Source organism: Nonomuraea sp. NPDC050547 (genome assembly GCF_044457345.1).
GTDB lineage: Bacteria > Actinomycetota > Actinomycetes > Streptosporangiales > Streptosporangiaceae > Nonomuraea.
In genome coordinates, this window is record NZ_JBITGW010000026.1 from 1 (window position 1) to 14,592 (window position 14,592).

14 protein-coding genes are annotated in these 14,592 nt (G+C 70.8%); 3 read left to right on the forward strand and 11 right to left on the reverse strand.

The window, feature by feature from the left end:
* Positions 1–354: 354 nt before the first annotated feature.
* Positions 355–951, reverse strand: coding sequence for an HAD family hydrolase (locus ACIBHY_RS47360; protein WP_397310213.1), 597 nt, complete (start codon positions 949–951; stop codon positions 355–357).
* A 22-nt stretch (positions 952–973) separates the two neighbouring features.
* Here ACIBHY_RS47360 and ACIBHY_RS47365 point away from each other — a divergent pair, with 22 nt between their 5' ends.
* Positions 974–2,386, forward strand: a complete 1,413-nt coding sequence (locus ACIBHY_RS47365) for a glycosyltransferase family 39 protein (RefSeq protein ID WP_397310214.1) — start codon at positions 974–976, stop codon at positions 2,384–2,386.
* Positions 2,387–2,544: 158 nt separating this feature from the next.
* On the forward strand, positions 2,545–3,711 hold the full coding sequence (locus tag ACIBHY_RS47370) for a glycerophosphodiester phosphodiesterase (protein ID WP_397310215.1): 1,167 nt from the start codon (positions 2,545–2,547) through the stop codon (positions 3,709–3,711).
* 48 nt (positions 3,712–3,759) lie between these two features.
* On the opposite strand, the gene tyrS is transcribed toward ACIBHY_RS47370, so the two are convergent.
* On the reverse strand, positions 3,760–5,022 hold the full coding sequence (gene tyrS / locus ACIBHY_RS47375; protein WP_397258332.1) for a tyrosine--tRNA ligase: 1,263 nt from the start codon (positions 5,020–5,022) through the stop codon (positions 3,760–3,762).
* A gap of 84 nt (positions 5,023–5,106) precedes the next feature.
* Here tyrS and ACIBHY_RS47380 point away from each other — a divergent pair, with 84 nt between their 5' ends.
* Positions 5,107–5,508 (forward strand): PH domain-containing protein, encoded by a 402-nt coding sequence (locus tag ACIBHY_RS47380; protein WP_397258334.1) that lies wholly within the window; start codon positions 5,107–5,109, stop codon positions 5,506–5,508.
* Here ACIBHY_RS47380 and ACIBHY_RS47385 read toward each other — a convergent pair.
* From ACIBHY_RS47385 to argC, 9 genes are read right to left on the reverse strand one after another with little or no spacing between them, the layout of a single operon-like run.
* Positions 5,448–6,125: a DNA-3-methyladenine glycosylase gene (locus ACIBHY_RS47385; RefSeq protein ID WP_397310216.1), complete on the reverse strand. Its 678-nt coding sequence runs from the start codon at positions 6,123–6,125 to the stop codon at positions 5,448–5,450. The two genes, ACIBHY_RS47380 and ACIBHY_RS47385, sit on opposite strands and share 61 nt — an antisense overlap.
* Positions 6,107–7,564 carry an argininosuccinate lyase gene (gene argH / locus ACIBHY_RS47390; RefSeq protein ID WP_397258338.1) on the reverse strand — a complete coding sequence of 486 codons (1,458 nt, stop codon included), beginning with the start codon at positions 7,562–7,564 and terminating at the stop codon, positions 6,107–6,109. The genes ACIBHY_RS47385 and argH overlap by 19 nt, the downstream gene beginning before the upstream one ends.
* A gap of 8 nt (positions 7,565–7,572) precedes the next feature.
* Positions 7,573–8,772: an argininosuccinate synthase gene (locus ACIBHY_RS47395; protein WP_397310217.1), complete on the reverse strand. Its 1,200-nt coding sequence runs from the start codon at positions 8,770–8,772 to the stop codon at positions 7,573–7,575.
* 56 nt (positions 8,773–8,828) lie between these two features.
* Positions 8,829–9,335 (reverse strand): arginine repressor, encoded by a 507-nt coding sequence (locus ACIBHY_RS47400; RefSeq protein ID WP_379627459.1) that lies wholly within the window; start codon positions 9,333–9,335, stop codon positions 8,829–8,831.
* 1 nt (position 9,336) lies between these two features.
* Positions 9,337–10,257, reverse strand: a complete 921-nt coding sequence (argF, locus tag ACIBHY_RS47405; RefSeq protein WP_397310218.1) for an ornithine carbamoyltransferase — start codon at positions 10,255–10,257, stop codon at positions 9,337–9,339.
* The gene (locus ACIBHY_RS47410; protein WP_397310219.1) at positions 10,254–11,420 is read right to left on the reverse strand and encodes an acetylornithine transaminase; all 1,167 of its coding nucleotides are present in this window, start codon (positions 11,418–11,420) and stop codon (positions 10,254–10,256) included. The genes argF and ACIBHY_RS47410 overlap by 4 nt, the downstream gene beginning before the upstream one ends.
* The gene (gene argB / locus ACIBHY_RS47415; RefSeq protein ID WP_397310220.1) at positions 11,420–12,292 is read right to left on the reverse strand and encodes an acetylglutamate kinase; all 873 of its coding nucleotides are present in this window, start codon (positions 12,290–12,292) and stop codon (positions 11,420–11,422) included. Before argB ends, ACIBHY_RS47410 begins: the two co-directional genes overlap by 1 nt.
* Complete coding sequence (argJ, locus tag ACIBHY_RS47420) at positions 12,289–13,440, reverse strand: bifunctional glutamate N-acetyltransferase/amino-acid acetyltransferase ArgJ (protein WP_397258347.1); 1,152 nt, start codon at positions 13,438–13,440, stop codon at positions 12,289–12,291. Before argJ ends, argB begins: the two co-directional genes overlap by 4 nt.
* Entirely contained in the window at positions 13,437–14,459 is a 1,023-nt protein-coding gene (argC, locus tag ACIBHY_RS47425) for an N-acetyl-gamma-glutamyl-phosphate reductase (protein ID WP_397258349.1), read from the reverse strand. Before argC ends, argJ begins: the two co-directional genes overlap by 4 nt.
* Positions 14,460–14,592: the final 133 nt, after the last annotated feature.

Below are 14,592 nucleotides of genomic sequence, written 5' to 3' on the forward strand. Positions count from 1 at the left end.
CAGACGAGGTGTTGCATGAAATACTTCATGCACTGGCTTTTAACACACTGTTGAGTTCTCAAGAAACGGACGCGTTTTCCAGCGGCTCATTTCGTATTTCTATAGTTTCACCCGGCTTGCTTCCTGTCAAATCCGAGGATTTGACGTTTCGCAAATTCCGAGCAGCAAGAAACCCCTAAAAACGTACCGTGCCATCATGGGCGTGTCGAATCAACGGAGTTTTCCGGTGGCTCTACGCGTACCCGAGACGGAGTCTCAAGGGGCTTGTGCCCTGGGGCCCGTCCGCCTGACACGGCGTCCGGATCGCTCCCGGGGCGAAAACAAAGACTAGGTCGCGATCGGCGTGACGTCAAATCACCACGTCGGCGCGCCGCCGACCAGCTTCCTGACCTGCGCGGCCGACGTGAACACCTCGGCCGCCATCCCCACCGCCAGCGCCGCCCGTACGTTCACCTCGCTGTCGTCGAGGAACAGGATCCGCTCCACGGGCACCCCGAGCTGCCCGGCCGCCACCTCATAGGCACGCGGGTCCGGCTTGGCCACGCCGATCCGGCACGAGAAGGTCCGTGCGGCGAAGCGCTTCAGCCAGTCGCTGCGCTCCCACACCGGCACCAGGTCCTCGATGATGTTCGACAGCAGGCCGAGCGTGCGGCCCTCGTCGGCCAGCTCGTTCACCAGCGCCACCATCTCGGGGTCGGACTCCGACCAGCTGTCCAGGTCCGCCGCGGTCAGCGCGGCCACGTCGGCGAAGGTGGTCCCGAGCCGCGCGGCCACGTTCTCCCAGTACGCCGCACTGCCGAGCCCCGCGTCGTAGTCCGGCCGGCAATCCCAGTAGGCCTTCCAGAACCGCTCGCCCGGCACCCCCGCGAGCTCCACGAGCCGCTCGCGCGCCTGCTCGGTCTGCGTGCGGGCGATAACCCCATAAAGGTCAAACAGAATCACGTCGCTCATGTTTCGAGCGTATTCTTCCCCGGTGACTGCCACGATCATCCGCCCAGCCCCGCCGGCGACCCGTTCGTACGCCTGGCTCCCCTGGCCGATGGCCGCACTGGCAGCCGCGGTGGCGCTGTCCGGCTCCGGAATAGCCTCGCTCAACGGCGACGAACTCGCCACGGTCAGCGCGGCCAGACGCTCCATCTCCGGGTTGTGGGAGCTGTCGCAGCACATCGACGGCCATTTCCTGCCGTACTACGTCTTCATGCACCTGTGGGTGAAGCTCGGCACGGCGGAGCTGTGGCTGCGCCTCCCCTCGGCGCTGGCCATCGGCGTCGCCGCCTGGTTCCTGACCGATCTGGGCCGCCGCCTGCACGGCACGACCGCGGGCGTGGCGGCCGCGGTGATCTTCACGGCACTACCCTCCGTGTCCTATTACGGCGCCTTCGCCCGCTCGTACGCGTTCGCCGCCGCCGCGGTGGTCTTCGCCTTCTGGGCGCTGCACCGGGCGATCGAGGAGCCGCGCCGTACCGGCCGCTGGGTTCTTTACGGCGGGGCGATCGCGCTGGTCTGCTGCACCCATCTGTTCGCCGTGCTCACGCTGCCCGCGCATCTGCTGCTCGCGCGCCGCGCGACCTGGTCGCGCATGCTGGCCGCACTCGCCGTAGGCGGCCTGCCCGCCGTCGCCCTCGGCCTGATCGGGTACGGCGAGCGCCACGCGATCAGCTGGATCCCGCAACGCGGCCCCGACGTGCTGCTGAAGTTCCCCAAGATGGCGGCGGACTCGATGGAGGTCGGCCTGCTGCTGTTCGCGGCCGCCCTGTTCGGGGCGGCACTGACGTGGCGCCTGAAGGAGAGCCCCGCGCTGCTGGCCTGGCTGGTGCTGCCGCCGGTCCTGTTGCTGGCGGTCTCCCATCTGGTGACACCTGTGTATGTCGACCGCTACCTCTTTGTCACCACTCCGGCGCTGGCCCTCCTAGCGGGGCTGGCCGCGGCCAGTGTGCCGCGCCTGCCCGTCGTCGCGGGCGCCGTGCTGGCCGGGGTGACGGTCGCGCTGGCCGTACCGGCGCATCTGGACGTGCGCGACCACAACGGGCGGTACGCGGACTTCCCCGGAGCCCTCGCCAGGATCAAGACGCGCCCCGGCGACGCCCTCGTCTACGGCCAGAGCTCCGAACGCAAGGGCGTCCTCTACTACGCCGCCAAGCCCCTGCCCGACGACGTGCTCCTGGCCTCGCGGGAACCGGAGGCGCACGGCTTCGCCTGGCCCGAGCGCGACGACGTCACCGCCGCGCTGGAGGGGCGCGAACGCGTCTGGATGTTGTGGCGCGGGGCGAAGACGGCGAAGCTCCCGCGGATCGCGGCGGTACAGGCGGCGGGCTTCGAACAGGCCTCCGCCTGGCATTCGGCCGAGATCCCCGGCATCACGGTCGCCCTGTTCACGCGCCGCTGAATTCCGCTGAGCACCAACCGCAGCCGAGCACACCGAGGACGCGATGTCACCGGAAGTTTCGCGATTGTTGGCACAACCGGAGGTTTCGGTCCTTACCATAATCGCCGCGGTGATCGACCGGTGAGAGTCTCCGGCGATGGCGCCGCAGGGAGTTCCACGTGCGAAAGATCGCAGCGACCACGCTCGCCGTCCTGACCCCTCTCACCGGAGCGGGAGCGAGCGCGGCCACCGCCGCCGACCACCGTCCCGAGCGTTCGCAGGTCGTCGTCATCGGCCACCGCGGCTCGGCCGGGCACCGCCCCGAGCACACCCAGGGCAGCTACGAGCTGGCCGTGGCCATGGGCGCCGACTGGATCGAGCCCGACCTGGTGCCGACCAAGGACCACGTGCTGGTCGTGCGGCACGAGAACGAGATCTCCGGCACCACCGACGTCTCGGCGCGTCCGGAGTTCGCCGGGCGCAGGACCACCAAGGTCGTCGACGGGCGCAACGTCACCGGCTGGTTCACCGAGGACTTCACGCTGGCCGAGCTCAAGACGCTGCGCGCCGTGGAGCGGCTGCCGGCCATCCGCCAGCGCAACACCGTCTACAACGGCTACTACCAGGTCATGACCTTCCAGGAGGTGCTCGACCTGGCGAAGAAGCTCTCCAAGAGGTACGACCGGGAGGTCGGCGTCTTCCCCGAGACCAAGCATCCGACCTATTTCCGCTCGATCGGCCTGCCGCTGGAGGAGAAGCTGATCGAGACGGTCCGGCGCAACGGGCTGAACCGGCCGCGCGGGCCCGTGGTGGTGCAGTCGTTCGAGCCGTCGAGCCTGAAGCGGGTGGCCGGCGCGCTGCGGGTGCCGCTGTGGCAGGCGCTGGGGACGACGGGCCAGCCGTACGACCTGAAGGCGGCGGGCGACCCCACCACGTACGCCGACATGATGAAGCCCGAAGGACTGGCGAAGATCGCCGGCTACGCCCAGTGGATCGGCCCGGACAAGTCCTCGGCCATCCCCCTGAACCCGGACGGCGGCACCGGCGCGCCCACCTCGCTCGTCTCCGACGCGCACAAGGCCGGGCTCAAGATCGGCGTCTACACGTTCCGGAGCGAGAACCAGTACCTGCCGCTGCAGCTACGGCGCGGGAGCGTGCCGACCGAGCACGGTGACGCGCTGGCGGAGTACCGGGCGCACATCGAGCTGGGCGTGGACGCGTTCGTCACGGACTACCCGGACACGGCGGTGCTGGCGCGCGGGGAACGTACCCGGCCGAACGGGCAGACGCCGGCCGACCAGCTCACCCCGCTCAACGCCGACGAGCCCGAGGAGGGCCGGCACTAGACGCGGAAGAAGGCGGGCCCTTCCGCCGAAGGAAGGGCCCGCCCGCGTTCAGCCGACCTCGACGCCGCCGATCGACTTCTTGCCGCGGCGCAGCACCAGGAAGCGCCCCTGCAGCAGGTCCTTGGCCTCGGGCACGTACGCCTCGTCGGTGATCTTCATGTTGTTGAGGTACGCGCCGCCCTCCTTGACCGCGCGCCGCGCCGCCGACTTCGACTCCACCAGCCCGCTCTCGGCCAGCAGGTCGATGAACGGGGCTCCGAGCGCCGGCACGGCCGCCTTGGGCACTTCCGCCAGCGCCGAGCCGAGGGTGGCCGCGTCGAGCTCCTCCAGCGAGCCCTGCCCGAACAGCGCCTTGGACGCCGCCTGCACCTTGACCAGCTCGCCGGCCCCGTGCAGCAGCGTGGTGAACTCCTCGGCCAGCGCCCGCTGCGCCTCGCGGGCGAAGGGCCGCTCGGCGACGGACTTCTCCAGCTCCTCGATCTCCTCGCGCCCGCGGAAGCTGAAGATCTTGAGGAACTTCACGATGTCGCGGTCGTCGGAGTTGAGCCAGAACTGGTAGAAGGCGTACGGCGAGGTCATCTCGGGGTTGAGCCACACCGCGCCGCCGGCCGTTTTGCCGAACTTGGTGCCGTCGGCCTTGGTGATCAGCGGCACGGTCAGGGCGTGCACGTGCGCGCCCTCGACCCGCCGGATGAAGTCGACGCCCGCGGTGATGTTGCCCCACTGGTCGCTGCCGCCGAGCTGCAGCGTGCAGCCGAAGCGGCGGTGGAGCTCCAGGTAGTCGTTGGACTGCAGCAGCTGGTAGCTGAACTCGGTGTAGCTGAGCCCCTCACCGGCCAGGCGGGCGGCGACCACCTCGCGCGCCAGCATGCGGTTGACCGGGAAGTGCTTGCCCACGTCGCGAAGGAAGTCGATCGCCGACAGCTCGGCGGTCCAGTCGAGGTTGCTGACCATGACGCCGCGCGCCTCGTCGGACAGGTCGAGGAAGCGCTCGACCTGCACCCGGATCTTCGCCACCCACTCGGCCACGACCTCGGCCGGGTTGAGCGCCCGCTCGGTGCTGCGCCCGCCCGGGTCGCCGATCAGGCCGGTGGCGCCGCCGACCAGGCCGATCGCCCGGTGGCCCGCCTGCTGGATCCTGGCCAGCGTGAACAGCGGGACCAGGTTGCCCACGTGCAGGGAGGGCGCGGTCGGGTCGAACCCGCAATAGGCCGTGATCGGACCGGTCGCCAGCGACGCGCGCAGGGCGTCGAGGTCGGTGGACTGCGCGATCAGGCCGCGCCAGGCGAGGTCATCGAGAATGTCGGTCACGATCTCGGCTTTCCGGGTAGTGGATGTCGGTCCCAGCCTGCCCGATCCATACGGATGAGCGCCACTTGGATACGCTCGGTCTCCATGTGGAAGGTCCGTCGCGAGCTGGCCGCTCTCAAGATCCTAGGGGCTGTCGTGTGCGCGGCTCTCGCCGTGTACTGGTGGCTGGCGGGAGACACCCGCGGGTTGATCCTGGCCGTCCCCGCGACACTGCTGGTCGGCGCCATGGCACTGCGCGATCTCCTGGTCCCGGTACGGCTGCGCGCCGACGAGAGCGGCATCACGGTCGTCCACGGCTACGCCGGCCACCGGCACGTGCCGTGGGAGCAGATCCAGGACGTCAAGGTGGATGTGCGCACCCGGTTCGGTCTGCGCAGCGAGATGCTGGAGATCGACACCGGCGACGCCCTGCACATCTTCAGCCCTCACGAGCTGGGCGCCTCCCCCACCGAGGTGGCCGCCGCGCTGCGCCGCCGGGGGACGTGAGCCTTGTAGGGCGAGACGGTCGGGTCGCCGTCGATCCAGAACCGCCACGGCACCTCTTTGGCGGTGGAGATCCCGGTGCGCGGCCCGGACCGGACGTGGGTGCGCGCGGGCGGCTCGCCCTCCAGCACGGCGAGGGTGCCGGATCCGGTGCGGATCGCGTCGAGGCCGTTGTGCTCGCGGTGCAGGCCGAGCGCGACCGCGAGCCTGGCGGGGCCGCGCGCGAGGTCGCGGTCGGGCATCCGCCTGGCCGCCGGGCGCGTGGCGCCGCGCCGGGATCGCGCGGTCTCCAGTCCGTCCACGATCTCGCCCGCGCGCAGCAGTACCGCCGAGCCGTGCTCCTCCGGCAGGCAGACCAGGTTGGCGCAGTAGTGCATGCCGTAGGTGAAGTACACGTACAGGTGGCCGGGCGGGCCGAACATGACCGCGTTACGCGGCGTTCTGCCCCGGTAGGTGTGGGCCGCCGGGTCCTCGCCCGGCCCGCCGTACGCCTCGACCTCGGTCAGGCGCAGGGAGACGGGGCCGTGCACGAGGACGCGCCCGAGCAGGTCGGGCGCGACCTCGTGCGAGGGCCGGTCGAAGAAGGAGCGCGGCAGCGGCTTCAGGATCCGGCCGCCCATGCCGCCTGCGCGTCGACCGCCTCCCGCAGCGCGACGAGCTGGTCGCGGACCCGGTCGGGCGCGGTGCCGCCGGGCGCCTTGCGGGCGGCCAGGGCGCCGGGGACGTTGAGGACGTCGCGCACGTCGGGGGTCAGGTGCGGCGAGACCTTGAGCAGGTCCTCGTCGCTGACGTCACCGAGCTCGACGTCGTTGACCTGGCAGTAGACGACCAGGTGGCCGACGGCCTCGTGGGCCTCGCGGAACGCGACGCCCTTGCGGACCAGCAGCTCGGCCAGGTCGGTGGCCAGGGCGAAGCCGTCGGAGGCGGTGGCCTGCAGCCGGGCGGTGTTGACCCGCATGGTGGCCACGAGCCCGGCCATCGCGGGCAGCACGAGCAGGAGCGTGTCGACGGAGTCGAAGACGGGCTCCTTGTCCTCCTGCAGGTCGCGGTTGTAGGTGAGCGGCAGGCCCTTCAGCACGGTCAGCAGGGACACGAGGTTGCCGATCAGGCGCCCGGACTTGCCGCGCGCCAGCTCCGCCACGTCGGGGTTCTTCTTCTGCGGCATGATCGAGGAGCCGGTGGAGTAGGCGTCGTCCATCTCGATCCAGCGGAACTCCTGCGAGGCCCACAGGACGATCTCCTCGCCCAGCCGCGACAGGTGCATGCCGATCATGGCCGCGTCGAAGAGGAACTCGGCGGCGAAGTCGCGCTCGGCGACGGCGTCCATCGAGTTGGGGGCGGCGGAGGAGAAGCCGAGCTCGTCGGCGACCGCCTCGGGGTCGAGCGGGAGCGAGGAGCCGGCCAGGGCGCCGGCGCCGAGCGGGGAGACGGCGGCGCGCTTGTCCCAGTCGGTGAGGCGGTCGATGTCGCGGGCGAAGGCGTGCACGTGGGCGAGCAGCTGGTGGCCGAAGGAGACCGGCTGGGCGTGCTGCAGGTGCGTCATGCCCGGGGCGGCGGTCTCGGCGTGCTGCTCGGCCTGCGCCATGAGCGCCGTCTCCAGCTCCACGAGCCTGAAGACGATCGTGCGCGCGTGGTCGCGCAGGTAGAGCCGCAGGTCGGTGGCGATCTGGTCGTTGCGCGAGCGTCCGGCGCGCAGCTTGCCGCCGAGGGCGCCGAGCCGTTCCAGCAGGCCGCGCTCCAGGGCGGTGTGCACGTCCTCGTCGGCGACGGTCGGCCGGAACTCGCCCGACTTGCAGGCGCGCTCCAGGTCGTCGATCGCGCCGATCATGCGCTCGAGCTCGTCCCGCGTGAGCAGACCCGCCCTGTGCAGGACCCGCGCGTGCGCCCTGGACGCGGCCAGGTCGTACGGCACGAGCCGCCAGTCGAAGTGCACGCTCACCGACAGCCGGGTCAGCGCGTCGGCCGGACCACCTTCGAAGCGTCCGCCCCACAGCCTCATCGGCTTACCATCACTCACCGTCAGCTCCTCAATCTCCACAGCGAAGTCCTCCGCGACCATAGTGCACCTCAGGCCCGCTTGGCGTCCCGGGCGGCCGCGATCTTCGCGGGCAGCGAGAACAACTGGACGAACCCCTTGGCCAGGGACTGGTCGAAGGTGTCGCCGGTGTCGTAGGTGGCCAGCGAGAAGTCGTACAGCGACTCCTCGGAACGCCGGCCGGTGACCACGGCCTTGCCGGCGTGCAGCGTCATCCGGATGTCGCCGGTGACGTACTTCTGGGCGTCGTCGATGAGCGACTCCAGGGCGTCCTTGAGCGGCGAGAACCACAGGCCGTCGTAGACGAGTTCGCTCCAGCGCTGGTCCACGCCCCGCTTGAAGCGCGCCAGATCCCGCTCGACGGTGACGTTCTCCAGCTCCATGTGCGCGGCGATGAGCGCGACGGCGCCGGGCGCCTCGTAGACCTCGCGCGACTTGATGCCGACGAGCCGGTCCTCGACCATGTCGATGCGGCCCACGCCCTGCGCACCGGCGCGGGCGTTCATCTCCGCGACGATCTGGTACGGCGTCAGCGCCCGCCCGTCGAGCTTGACCGGCACGCCCGCCTCGAACGTGATGACGACCTCGTCGGCCGCGCGCGGCTGGGCAGGGTCGGCGGTGTAGGAGTAGACGTCCTGGGTGGGGCCGTTCCAGATGTCCTCCAGGAAGCCGGTCTCGACGGCGCGGCCCCATAGGTTCTGGTCGATGGAGAACGGGTTCTTCTTGCTGGTCTCGATCGGCAGGTTCTTCGACGCGGCGTACTCGATGGCCTTGTCGCGGGTCCAGGCGAAGTCGCGGGCGGGGGCGACGACGCGCAGGCCGGGCGCGAGGGCGGCGAGGCCGGCCTCGAAGCGGACCTGGTCGTTGCCCTTGCCCGTGCAGCCGTGGGAGACGATCGTGCCGTTGAAGCGCTGGGCGGCGCTCACCAGGTGCTTGACGATGAGCGGGCGCGAGAGCGCGGAGACCAGCGGGTAGCGGTCCATGTAGAGGGCGTTGGCGCGCAGCGCGGGCAGGCAGAAGTCGGCGGCGAACTCCTCCTTGGCGTCGACCACGACGGACTCGGCCGCGCCGCAGTCGAGGGCCCGCTTCTGGATGACGTCCATGTCCTCACCGCCCTGGCCGAGGTCGACCGCGACGGCGATCACCTCGGCGTTCATCTTCTCGGCGAGGTACGGGATGGCGACGGAGGTGTCGAGGCCGCCGGAATATGCGAGAACTACTCTCTCGGTCATGGTGTCTTCTCCGATTCGGTGACTGATGGTGGCGCGAAGAGCCCGCGGTCAGCGGGCTAGCTTCGTCGGTCGGCCACCTTCAGCAGCGACTGCGCGACGCCGGCGCCGCCCTGCGGGTCGCGGGCGATGACGAGGACGGTGTCGTCCCCGGCCACGCAGCCGAGGATCGACTCCCAGTCGGCGTGGTCGATCGCCGAGGCGAGGAACTGGGCCGCGCCGGGCGGGGTCTTCACGATGACCAGGTTCGCGCTGGCCTCGGCCGATACCAGGAGTTCCTCGGCGATGCGGTGGAGCCTGGCGGCCGGGGTCTCGCCGGTGCCGAGCCTGGCCAGCGGGATGCGGCCGCCGCCCTCGCCGGGCAGCGCGTACACCAGCGAGCCGTCCTCGGCACGCAACTTGAGCGCCCCCAGTTCGTCGAGGTCGCGTGAGAGCGTCGCCTGGGTGACCTCGACGCCGCTCTCGGCCAGCAGTTTGGCCAGCTCGGGCTGCGAGCGGACCGCCTGCCGCTGAAGCAGCTCGGTGATCTTCGCCTGGCGGGCGACCTTGGTCATCGGGATGGTCATCTCAGCTGTTCACCAGCCAGTGCAGCAGCGCCTTCTGGGCGTGCAGCCGGTTCTCCGCCTGGTCCCACACGGCGCTCTTCGGGCCGTCGAGGACGTCGGCGGTGATCTCGTAGCCCCGGTAGGCGGGCAGGCAGTGCAGCACGATCGCGTCACCGGCGGCGTGGGCCAGCAGTTCGGTGTTGACCTGGAAGGGCATGAGCGCGGCGACGCGCTCGTCCTTGCCGTCCTGGCCCATGGAGACCCAGGTGTCGGTGGCGATCACGTGCGCGCCCCGGACGGCGGCGGCCGGGTCGCTCAGCGAGACCACCGAGCCGCCGGTCCCGGCCGCGATGGCGGCGGCCCGGTCGAGGATGACGGCGTCCGGCTGGTAGCCGTTCGGGGCGCCGATCCGCACGTGCATGCCGGCGGTGGCGCCGCCCAGCAGGTAGGAGTGGGCCATGTTGTTGGCGCCGTCGCCGACGTAGGCGAGGGTCAGGCCCTTCGTGGTGCCGAAACGCTCGCGGACGGTCTGCAGGTCGGCGAGGATCTGGCAGGGGTGGTACTCGTCGGTCAGCGCGTTGACGACCGGGACCGTGGTGCCCTCGGCCATCGCCTCGATGCGCTCCTGGCCCGCGGTGCGCCAGACGATGGCGGCGCACTGGCGCTCCAGGACGCGGGCGCTGTCCTCGATGGGCTCGCCGCGGCCCATCTGGGAGGCGCCGCCGTCGATGATCAGGGGCAGGCCGCCCAGCTCGCCGACGCCGACGGCGAAGGAGACGCGGGTCCTGGTGGAGGGCTTGTCGAACAGGACGGCGACGGTCTTGGGCCCCTCGAAGGGGCGGTAGCCGTAGCGGTCCTTCTTCATCGCGGCGGCCAGCGCCAGCACCTCGGCCTGCTCGGCCGGGCTCAGGTCGTCGTCCTTGAGGAAGTGTCTCCTGGTCATGGTGCGGCCTCGGTGAGGATCTTGGGGAAGGCGTCCACGAAGGACTGCACCTCGGAGTCGGTGACCACCAGCGGGGGCGCGAGCCGTACCGCGTCGGGCTGCAGGGCGTTGACCAGGAAGCCCGCGTCGGCGGCGGCCTTCTGCACGGCGGCCGAGACGTCGGAGGTGAGGACGGCGCCCAGCCACAGGCCGCGGCCGCGCACGCCCTTCAGCAGCGGGTGCTCGATCGCCTCCAGGCCGGTGCGCAGCTGCACGGCGACCTTCTGCACGTGTTCGAGATCCACGTTCTCCAGTACGGCCAGCGCCGCGGCGCACGAGACCGGGTTGCCGCCGAACGTCGAGCCGTGGTCGCCCTTGGCGAACAGTGTGCCGGCCTCGCCGAAGCCGACGCAGGCGCCGATCGGCAGCCCGCCGCCCAGGCCCTTGGCCAGCGTGAGGATGTCGGGGACGACGCCGTCGGCCTGGTGGGCGAACCAGTGGCCGGTGCGTCCGATCGCCGACTGGATCTCGTCGGCGACCATGAGCGCGCCGGTGGAGTCGCAGATCTCCCTGACGGCCTGGAAGTAGCCGTCCGGCGGGGGGACGACGCCGGCCTCACCCTGGGTGGGCTCCAGGAAGACCGCGATGCACTCGCCGCCGACCTCCTCGCGCAGGGCCTCGGCGTCGCCGTAGGGGACGAACCTGACCTCGACCGGGAACGGGCCGAACTGGTCGCGGATGGCCTTCTTGCCGGTCAGCGACAGGGCGCCGATGGTGCGGCCGTGGAAGCCGTTCTCGGCGGCGACGAAGTAGCGCCGGCCCTCACGCCGGCCGTACTTGAGCGCGAGCTTGTACGCGGCCTCGTTGGCCTCGGTGCCGGAGTTGGCCAGGAAGATCTTGGCCGGCTCCTTCAGCAGCCCGAGCAGTTTCTCGGCGAGCAGGACCTCGGGCTCGTGCACGAACAGGTTGGAGGTGTGGGCCAGCGTGGCGACCTGCCGGGAAACCGCCTCGACCAGCGCCGGGTGGGCGTGGCCGAGCGAGCTGACCGCGATGCCGCCGATGAAGTCGAGGTAGCGCCTGCCGTCGACGTCCCACACCGCGCTGCCCTCGCCGCGGACCAGGGCGACCGGCGGGGTGCCGTAGTTCGGCATGAACGACTTCTCGAACCTCTCGAACAGGCTCATCAGGGCATCACCATGGTTCCGATTCCTTCGTCGGTGAAGATCTCTAGCAGCAGGGAGTGCGGGACGCGGCCGTCGAGGACGTGGGCGTGGTTGACGCCGCCCTGGACCGCGCTCAGGCAGGCGCCCATCTTGGGCACCATGCCGCTGGACAGGGTGGGCATCAGCTCTTCGAGCTCGGCGGCCTTGAGCTTGCCGATGACGTCGCTGTCGTCGGGCCAGTTGGCGTACAGGCCTTCGACGTCGGTCAGGACGATGAGCTTCTCCGCCTTGAGCGCCACGGCCAGCGCGGCGGCGGCGGTGTCGGCGTTGACGTTGTAGATCTGGCCGTCCTCGCCGCGGGCGACGCTGGAGACGACCGGGATGCGGCCGTCGTCCATGAGCGCGCGCAGGGCGCCGGGGTCGACGTGGACGATCTCGCCGACCTGGCCGATGTCGACCTTCTCGCCGTCGACGACGGCGTGCTTGCGCTCGGCGGTGAAGAGGTTGGCGTCCTCGCCGGACAGCCCGACCGCGAACGGGCCGTGCCGGTTGACCAGGCCGACGACCTCGCGGTTGACCTGGCCGACCAGGACCATCCTGACGACCTCCATGGCCTCGGGCGAGGTCACGCGCAGCCCGGCGGTGAAGGTCGACTCGATCCCGTGCAGGTCGAGCGCCTTGCTGATCTGGGGGCCGCCGCCGTGGACGACGACCGGCTTGAGGCCGGCGTAGCGCAGGAAGACGATGTCCTCCGCGAATCCCGCCTTGAGCGACTCTTCGGTCATGGCGTTGCCACCGTACTTGATGACGACGGTGGCTCCCTGGAAGCGGGTCAGCCAGGGCAGCGCCTCGATCAGCGTGGCCGCTTTCGTGAGCGCGGAGGCCGACCTCATGAGGAGTAGGCCGAGTTCTCGTGGACGTAGTCCGCGGTCAGGTCGGTGGTGTGGATGGTGGCCGAGTTGGTGCCCGCCGACAGGTCGATGGTGATGGTGACGTCGCGGGGACGCATGTCGACCTTGTCGCGGTCGTCGCCGACGGCACCGCCCCGGCAGATCCACACGCCGTTGATGGCGACGTTGAGGCGCTCGGGCTCGAAGACGGCGTCGGTGGTGCCGACCGCGGCCAGGACGCGGCCCCAGTTGGGGTCCTCGCCGTGGATGGCGCACTTGAGCAGGTTCGAGCGGGCGACGGTCCGGCCGACCTTGACCGCGTCGTCCTCGGAGGCGGCGCCGACCACCTCGATGGCGATCGCCTTGGAGGCGCCCTCGGCGTCCACGAGCAGCTGCCTGGCCAGGTCGGCGCAGACCTCGGTGACCTTCTCCTCGAACTCCCTCAGCACCGGCTTCACCCCGGCGGCGCCGGAGGCGAGCAGGAGCACGGTGTCGTTGGTCGACATGCAGCCGTCGGCGTCGAGCCGGTCGAAGGTCTTCGCGGTGGCCTTGCGCAGGACCGCGTCGAGCTCCTCGCTGGTCACGTCGGCGTCGGTGGTCAGCACGACGAGCATGGTGGCCAGGGCCGGGGCGAGCATCCCCGCGCCCTTGGCCATGCCGCCGACCATGTAGCCCTCACCGCGCTTGAAGGAGATCTTCGAGACGGTGTCGGTCGTCCTGATCGCGTCGGCTGCGGCCAGGCCGCCGTCGCGGGAGAGCTGCTCGGCGGCCGTCTCGACGCCGCCGAGCAGCGCGTCCATGGGCAGTCGCTCGCCGATCAGGCCGGTCGAGCAGACCGCGATCTCGCCCGCGGAGTCCTGGAGCGAGGCGGCCACCTGCTCCGCGGTGGCATGGGTGTCCTGGAATCCCTCGGGGCCGGTGCAGGCGTTGGCGCCGCCGGAGTTGAGCACGACCGCTCGGACCCGGCCGCCGCGCAGGACCTGCTGCGACCAGAGCACGGGGGCGGCCTTCACGCGGTTGGCGGTGAAGACGCCCGCGGCGGCGCGCGAGGGTCCTTCGTTGACGACGAGGGCCAGGTCGCGGTTGCCGCTGGCCTTGATGCCCGCGGCGATACCTGCGGCCTTGAAGCCAAGCGGGGCGGTCACACTCATGGAGCAACTCCTGTCAGGGGGAGGCCGAGCTCTTCCGGCAGGCCGAGGGCGAGGTTAACGCTCTGGATCGCGCCTCCGGCGGTGCCCTTGGTGAGGTTGTCGATGGCGATGACGGCGATCAGGCGCCCGGCGCGCTCGTCGAGCGTCACCTGCAGGGCGGCGGTGTTGGCGCCGTAGGTCATCGCGGTGGCGGGCCAGGCGCCCTCCGGCAGCAGGCTCACGAACGGCTCGGTGGCGTACGCCTCGTGGTAGGCGTCGCGCAGTGCCCGCCTGGTCAGCCCGGGTACGGCGGGAGCCGTACAGGTGGCCAGGATGCCGCGGCTCATCGGGGCCAGCGTCGGGGTGAAGGAGACCCGGACCCCGGTTCCGGCGACGGCGCCGAGGGTCTGCTCCATCTCGGGGGTGTGCCGGTGGCCACCGCCGACGCCGTAGGCGCTGACCGAGCCCATGACCTCGCTGCCGAGCAGGTTCGCCTTGAGCGACTTGCCGGCGCCGCTGGTGCCGGAGGCGGCGACCACGACGACGTCGGGTTCGGCCAGGCCGGCGGCGAAGGCGGGGAACAGGGCGAGGGTCACGGCGGTCGGGTAGCAGCCGGGTACGGCGATGCGCCGGGCGCCCTTGAGCACCTCGCGCTGGCCGGGCAGTTCCGGCAGCCCGTACGGCCAGCTGCCCGCGTGGGCGCCGCCGTAGAACTCCCGCCACGCGGCGGGGTCGGTGAGCCGGTGATCGGCGCCGCAGTCGACGACAATGGTGTCGGGCCCGAGTCCGGCGGCGACGGCGGCCGAATGGCCATGCGGCAGGGCCAGGAAGACGACGTCGTGGCCGTCGAGGGTCTGGGGGCTGGTTTCCTCGATGACCCGGTCGGCGAGCTGGGGCAGGTGCGGCTGGTGGGCGCCGAGCGTGCTGCCCGCGCTGGCAGCCGCGGTGAGCGCGCCGATCCGCAGTTTGGGGTGGCCGAGCAGCAGGCGGAGCAGCTCTCCGCCGGCGTAGCCGCTGGCACCGGCGATCGCCGCCCTCATCGGACCTCCTGCATGTTCATGCACTGTAACTCATGTTCTTGCTTAGAAAGATGATGCACAACAGAGGATGAACATGCAAGTGAGACCGCCCTTCCCGTCCACATGGTGAGATCGGACAAATCACCCATTTCAT

Coding starts and splice junctions, on each gene's coding strand:
- ACIBHY_RS47410 (WP_397310219.1), bottom strand. CDS start 11,420: ATGAGCCTGTTCGAGAGGTTCGAGAAGTCGTTCATGCCGAACTACGGC.
- argH (WP_397258338.1), bottom strand. CDS start 7,564: ATGGTCGCGGAGGACTTCGCTGTGGAGATTGAGGAGCTGACGGTGAGT.
- ACIBHY_RS47380 (WP_397258334.1), top strand. CDS start 5,107: ATGTGGAAGGTCCGTCGCGAGCTGGCCGCTCTCAAGATCCTAGGGGCT.
- ACIBHY_RS47395 (WP_397310217.1), bottom strand. CDS start 8,772: ATGACCGAGAGAGTAGTTCTCGCATATTCCGGCGGCCTCGACACCTCC.
- argC (WP_397258349.1), bottom strand. CDS start 14,459: ATGAGGGCGGCGATCGCCGGTGCCAGCGGCTACGCCGGCGGAGAGCTG.
- argF (WP_397310218.1), bottom strand. CDS start 10,257: ATGACCAGGAGACACTTCCTCAAGGACGACGACCTGAGCCCGGCCGAG.
- ACIBHY_RS47360 (WP_397310213.1), bottom strand. CDS start 951: ATGAGCGACGTGATTCTGTTTGACCTTTATGGGGTTATCGCCCGCACG.
- ACIBHY_RS47400 (WP_379627459.1), bottom strand. CDS start 9,335: ATGACCATCCCGATGACCAAGGTCGCCCGCCAGGCGAAGATCACCGAG.
- argJ (WP_397258347.1), bottom strand. CDS start 13,440: ATGAGTGTGACCGCCCCGCTTGGCTTCAAGGCCGCAGGTATCGCCGCG.
- argB (WP_397310220.1), bottom strand. CDS start 12,292: ATGAGGTCGGCCTCCGCGCTCACGAAAGCGGCCACGCTGATCGAGGCG.
- ACIBHY_RS47385 (WP_397310216.1), bottom strand. CDS start 6,125: ATGGGCGGCCGGATCCTGAAGCCGCTGCCGCGCTCCTTCTTCGACCGG.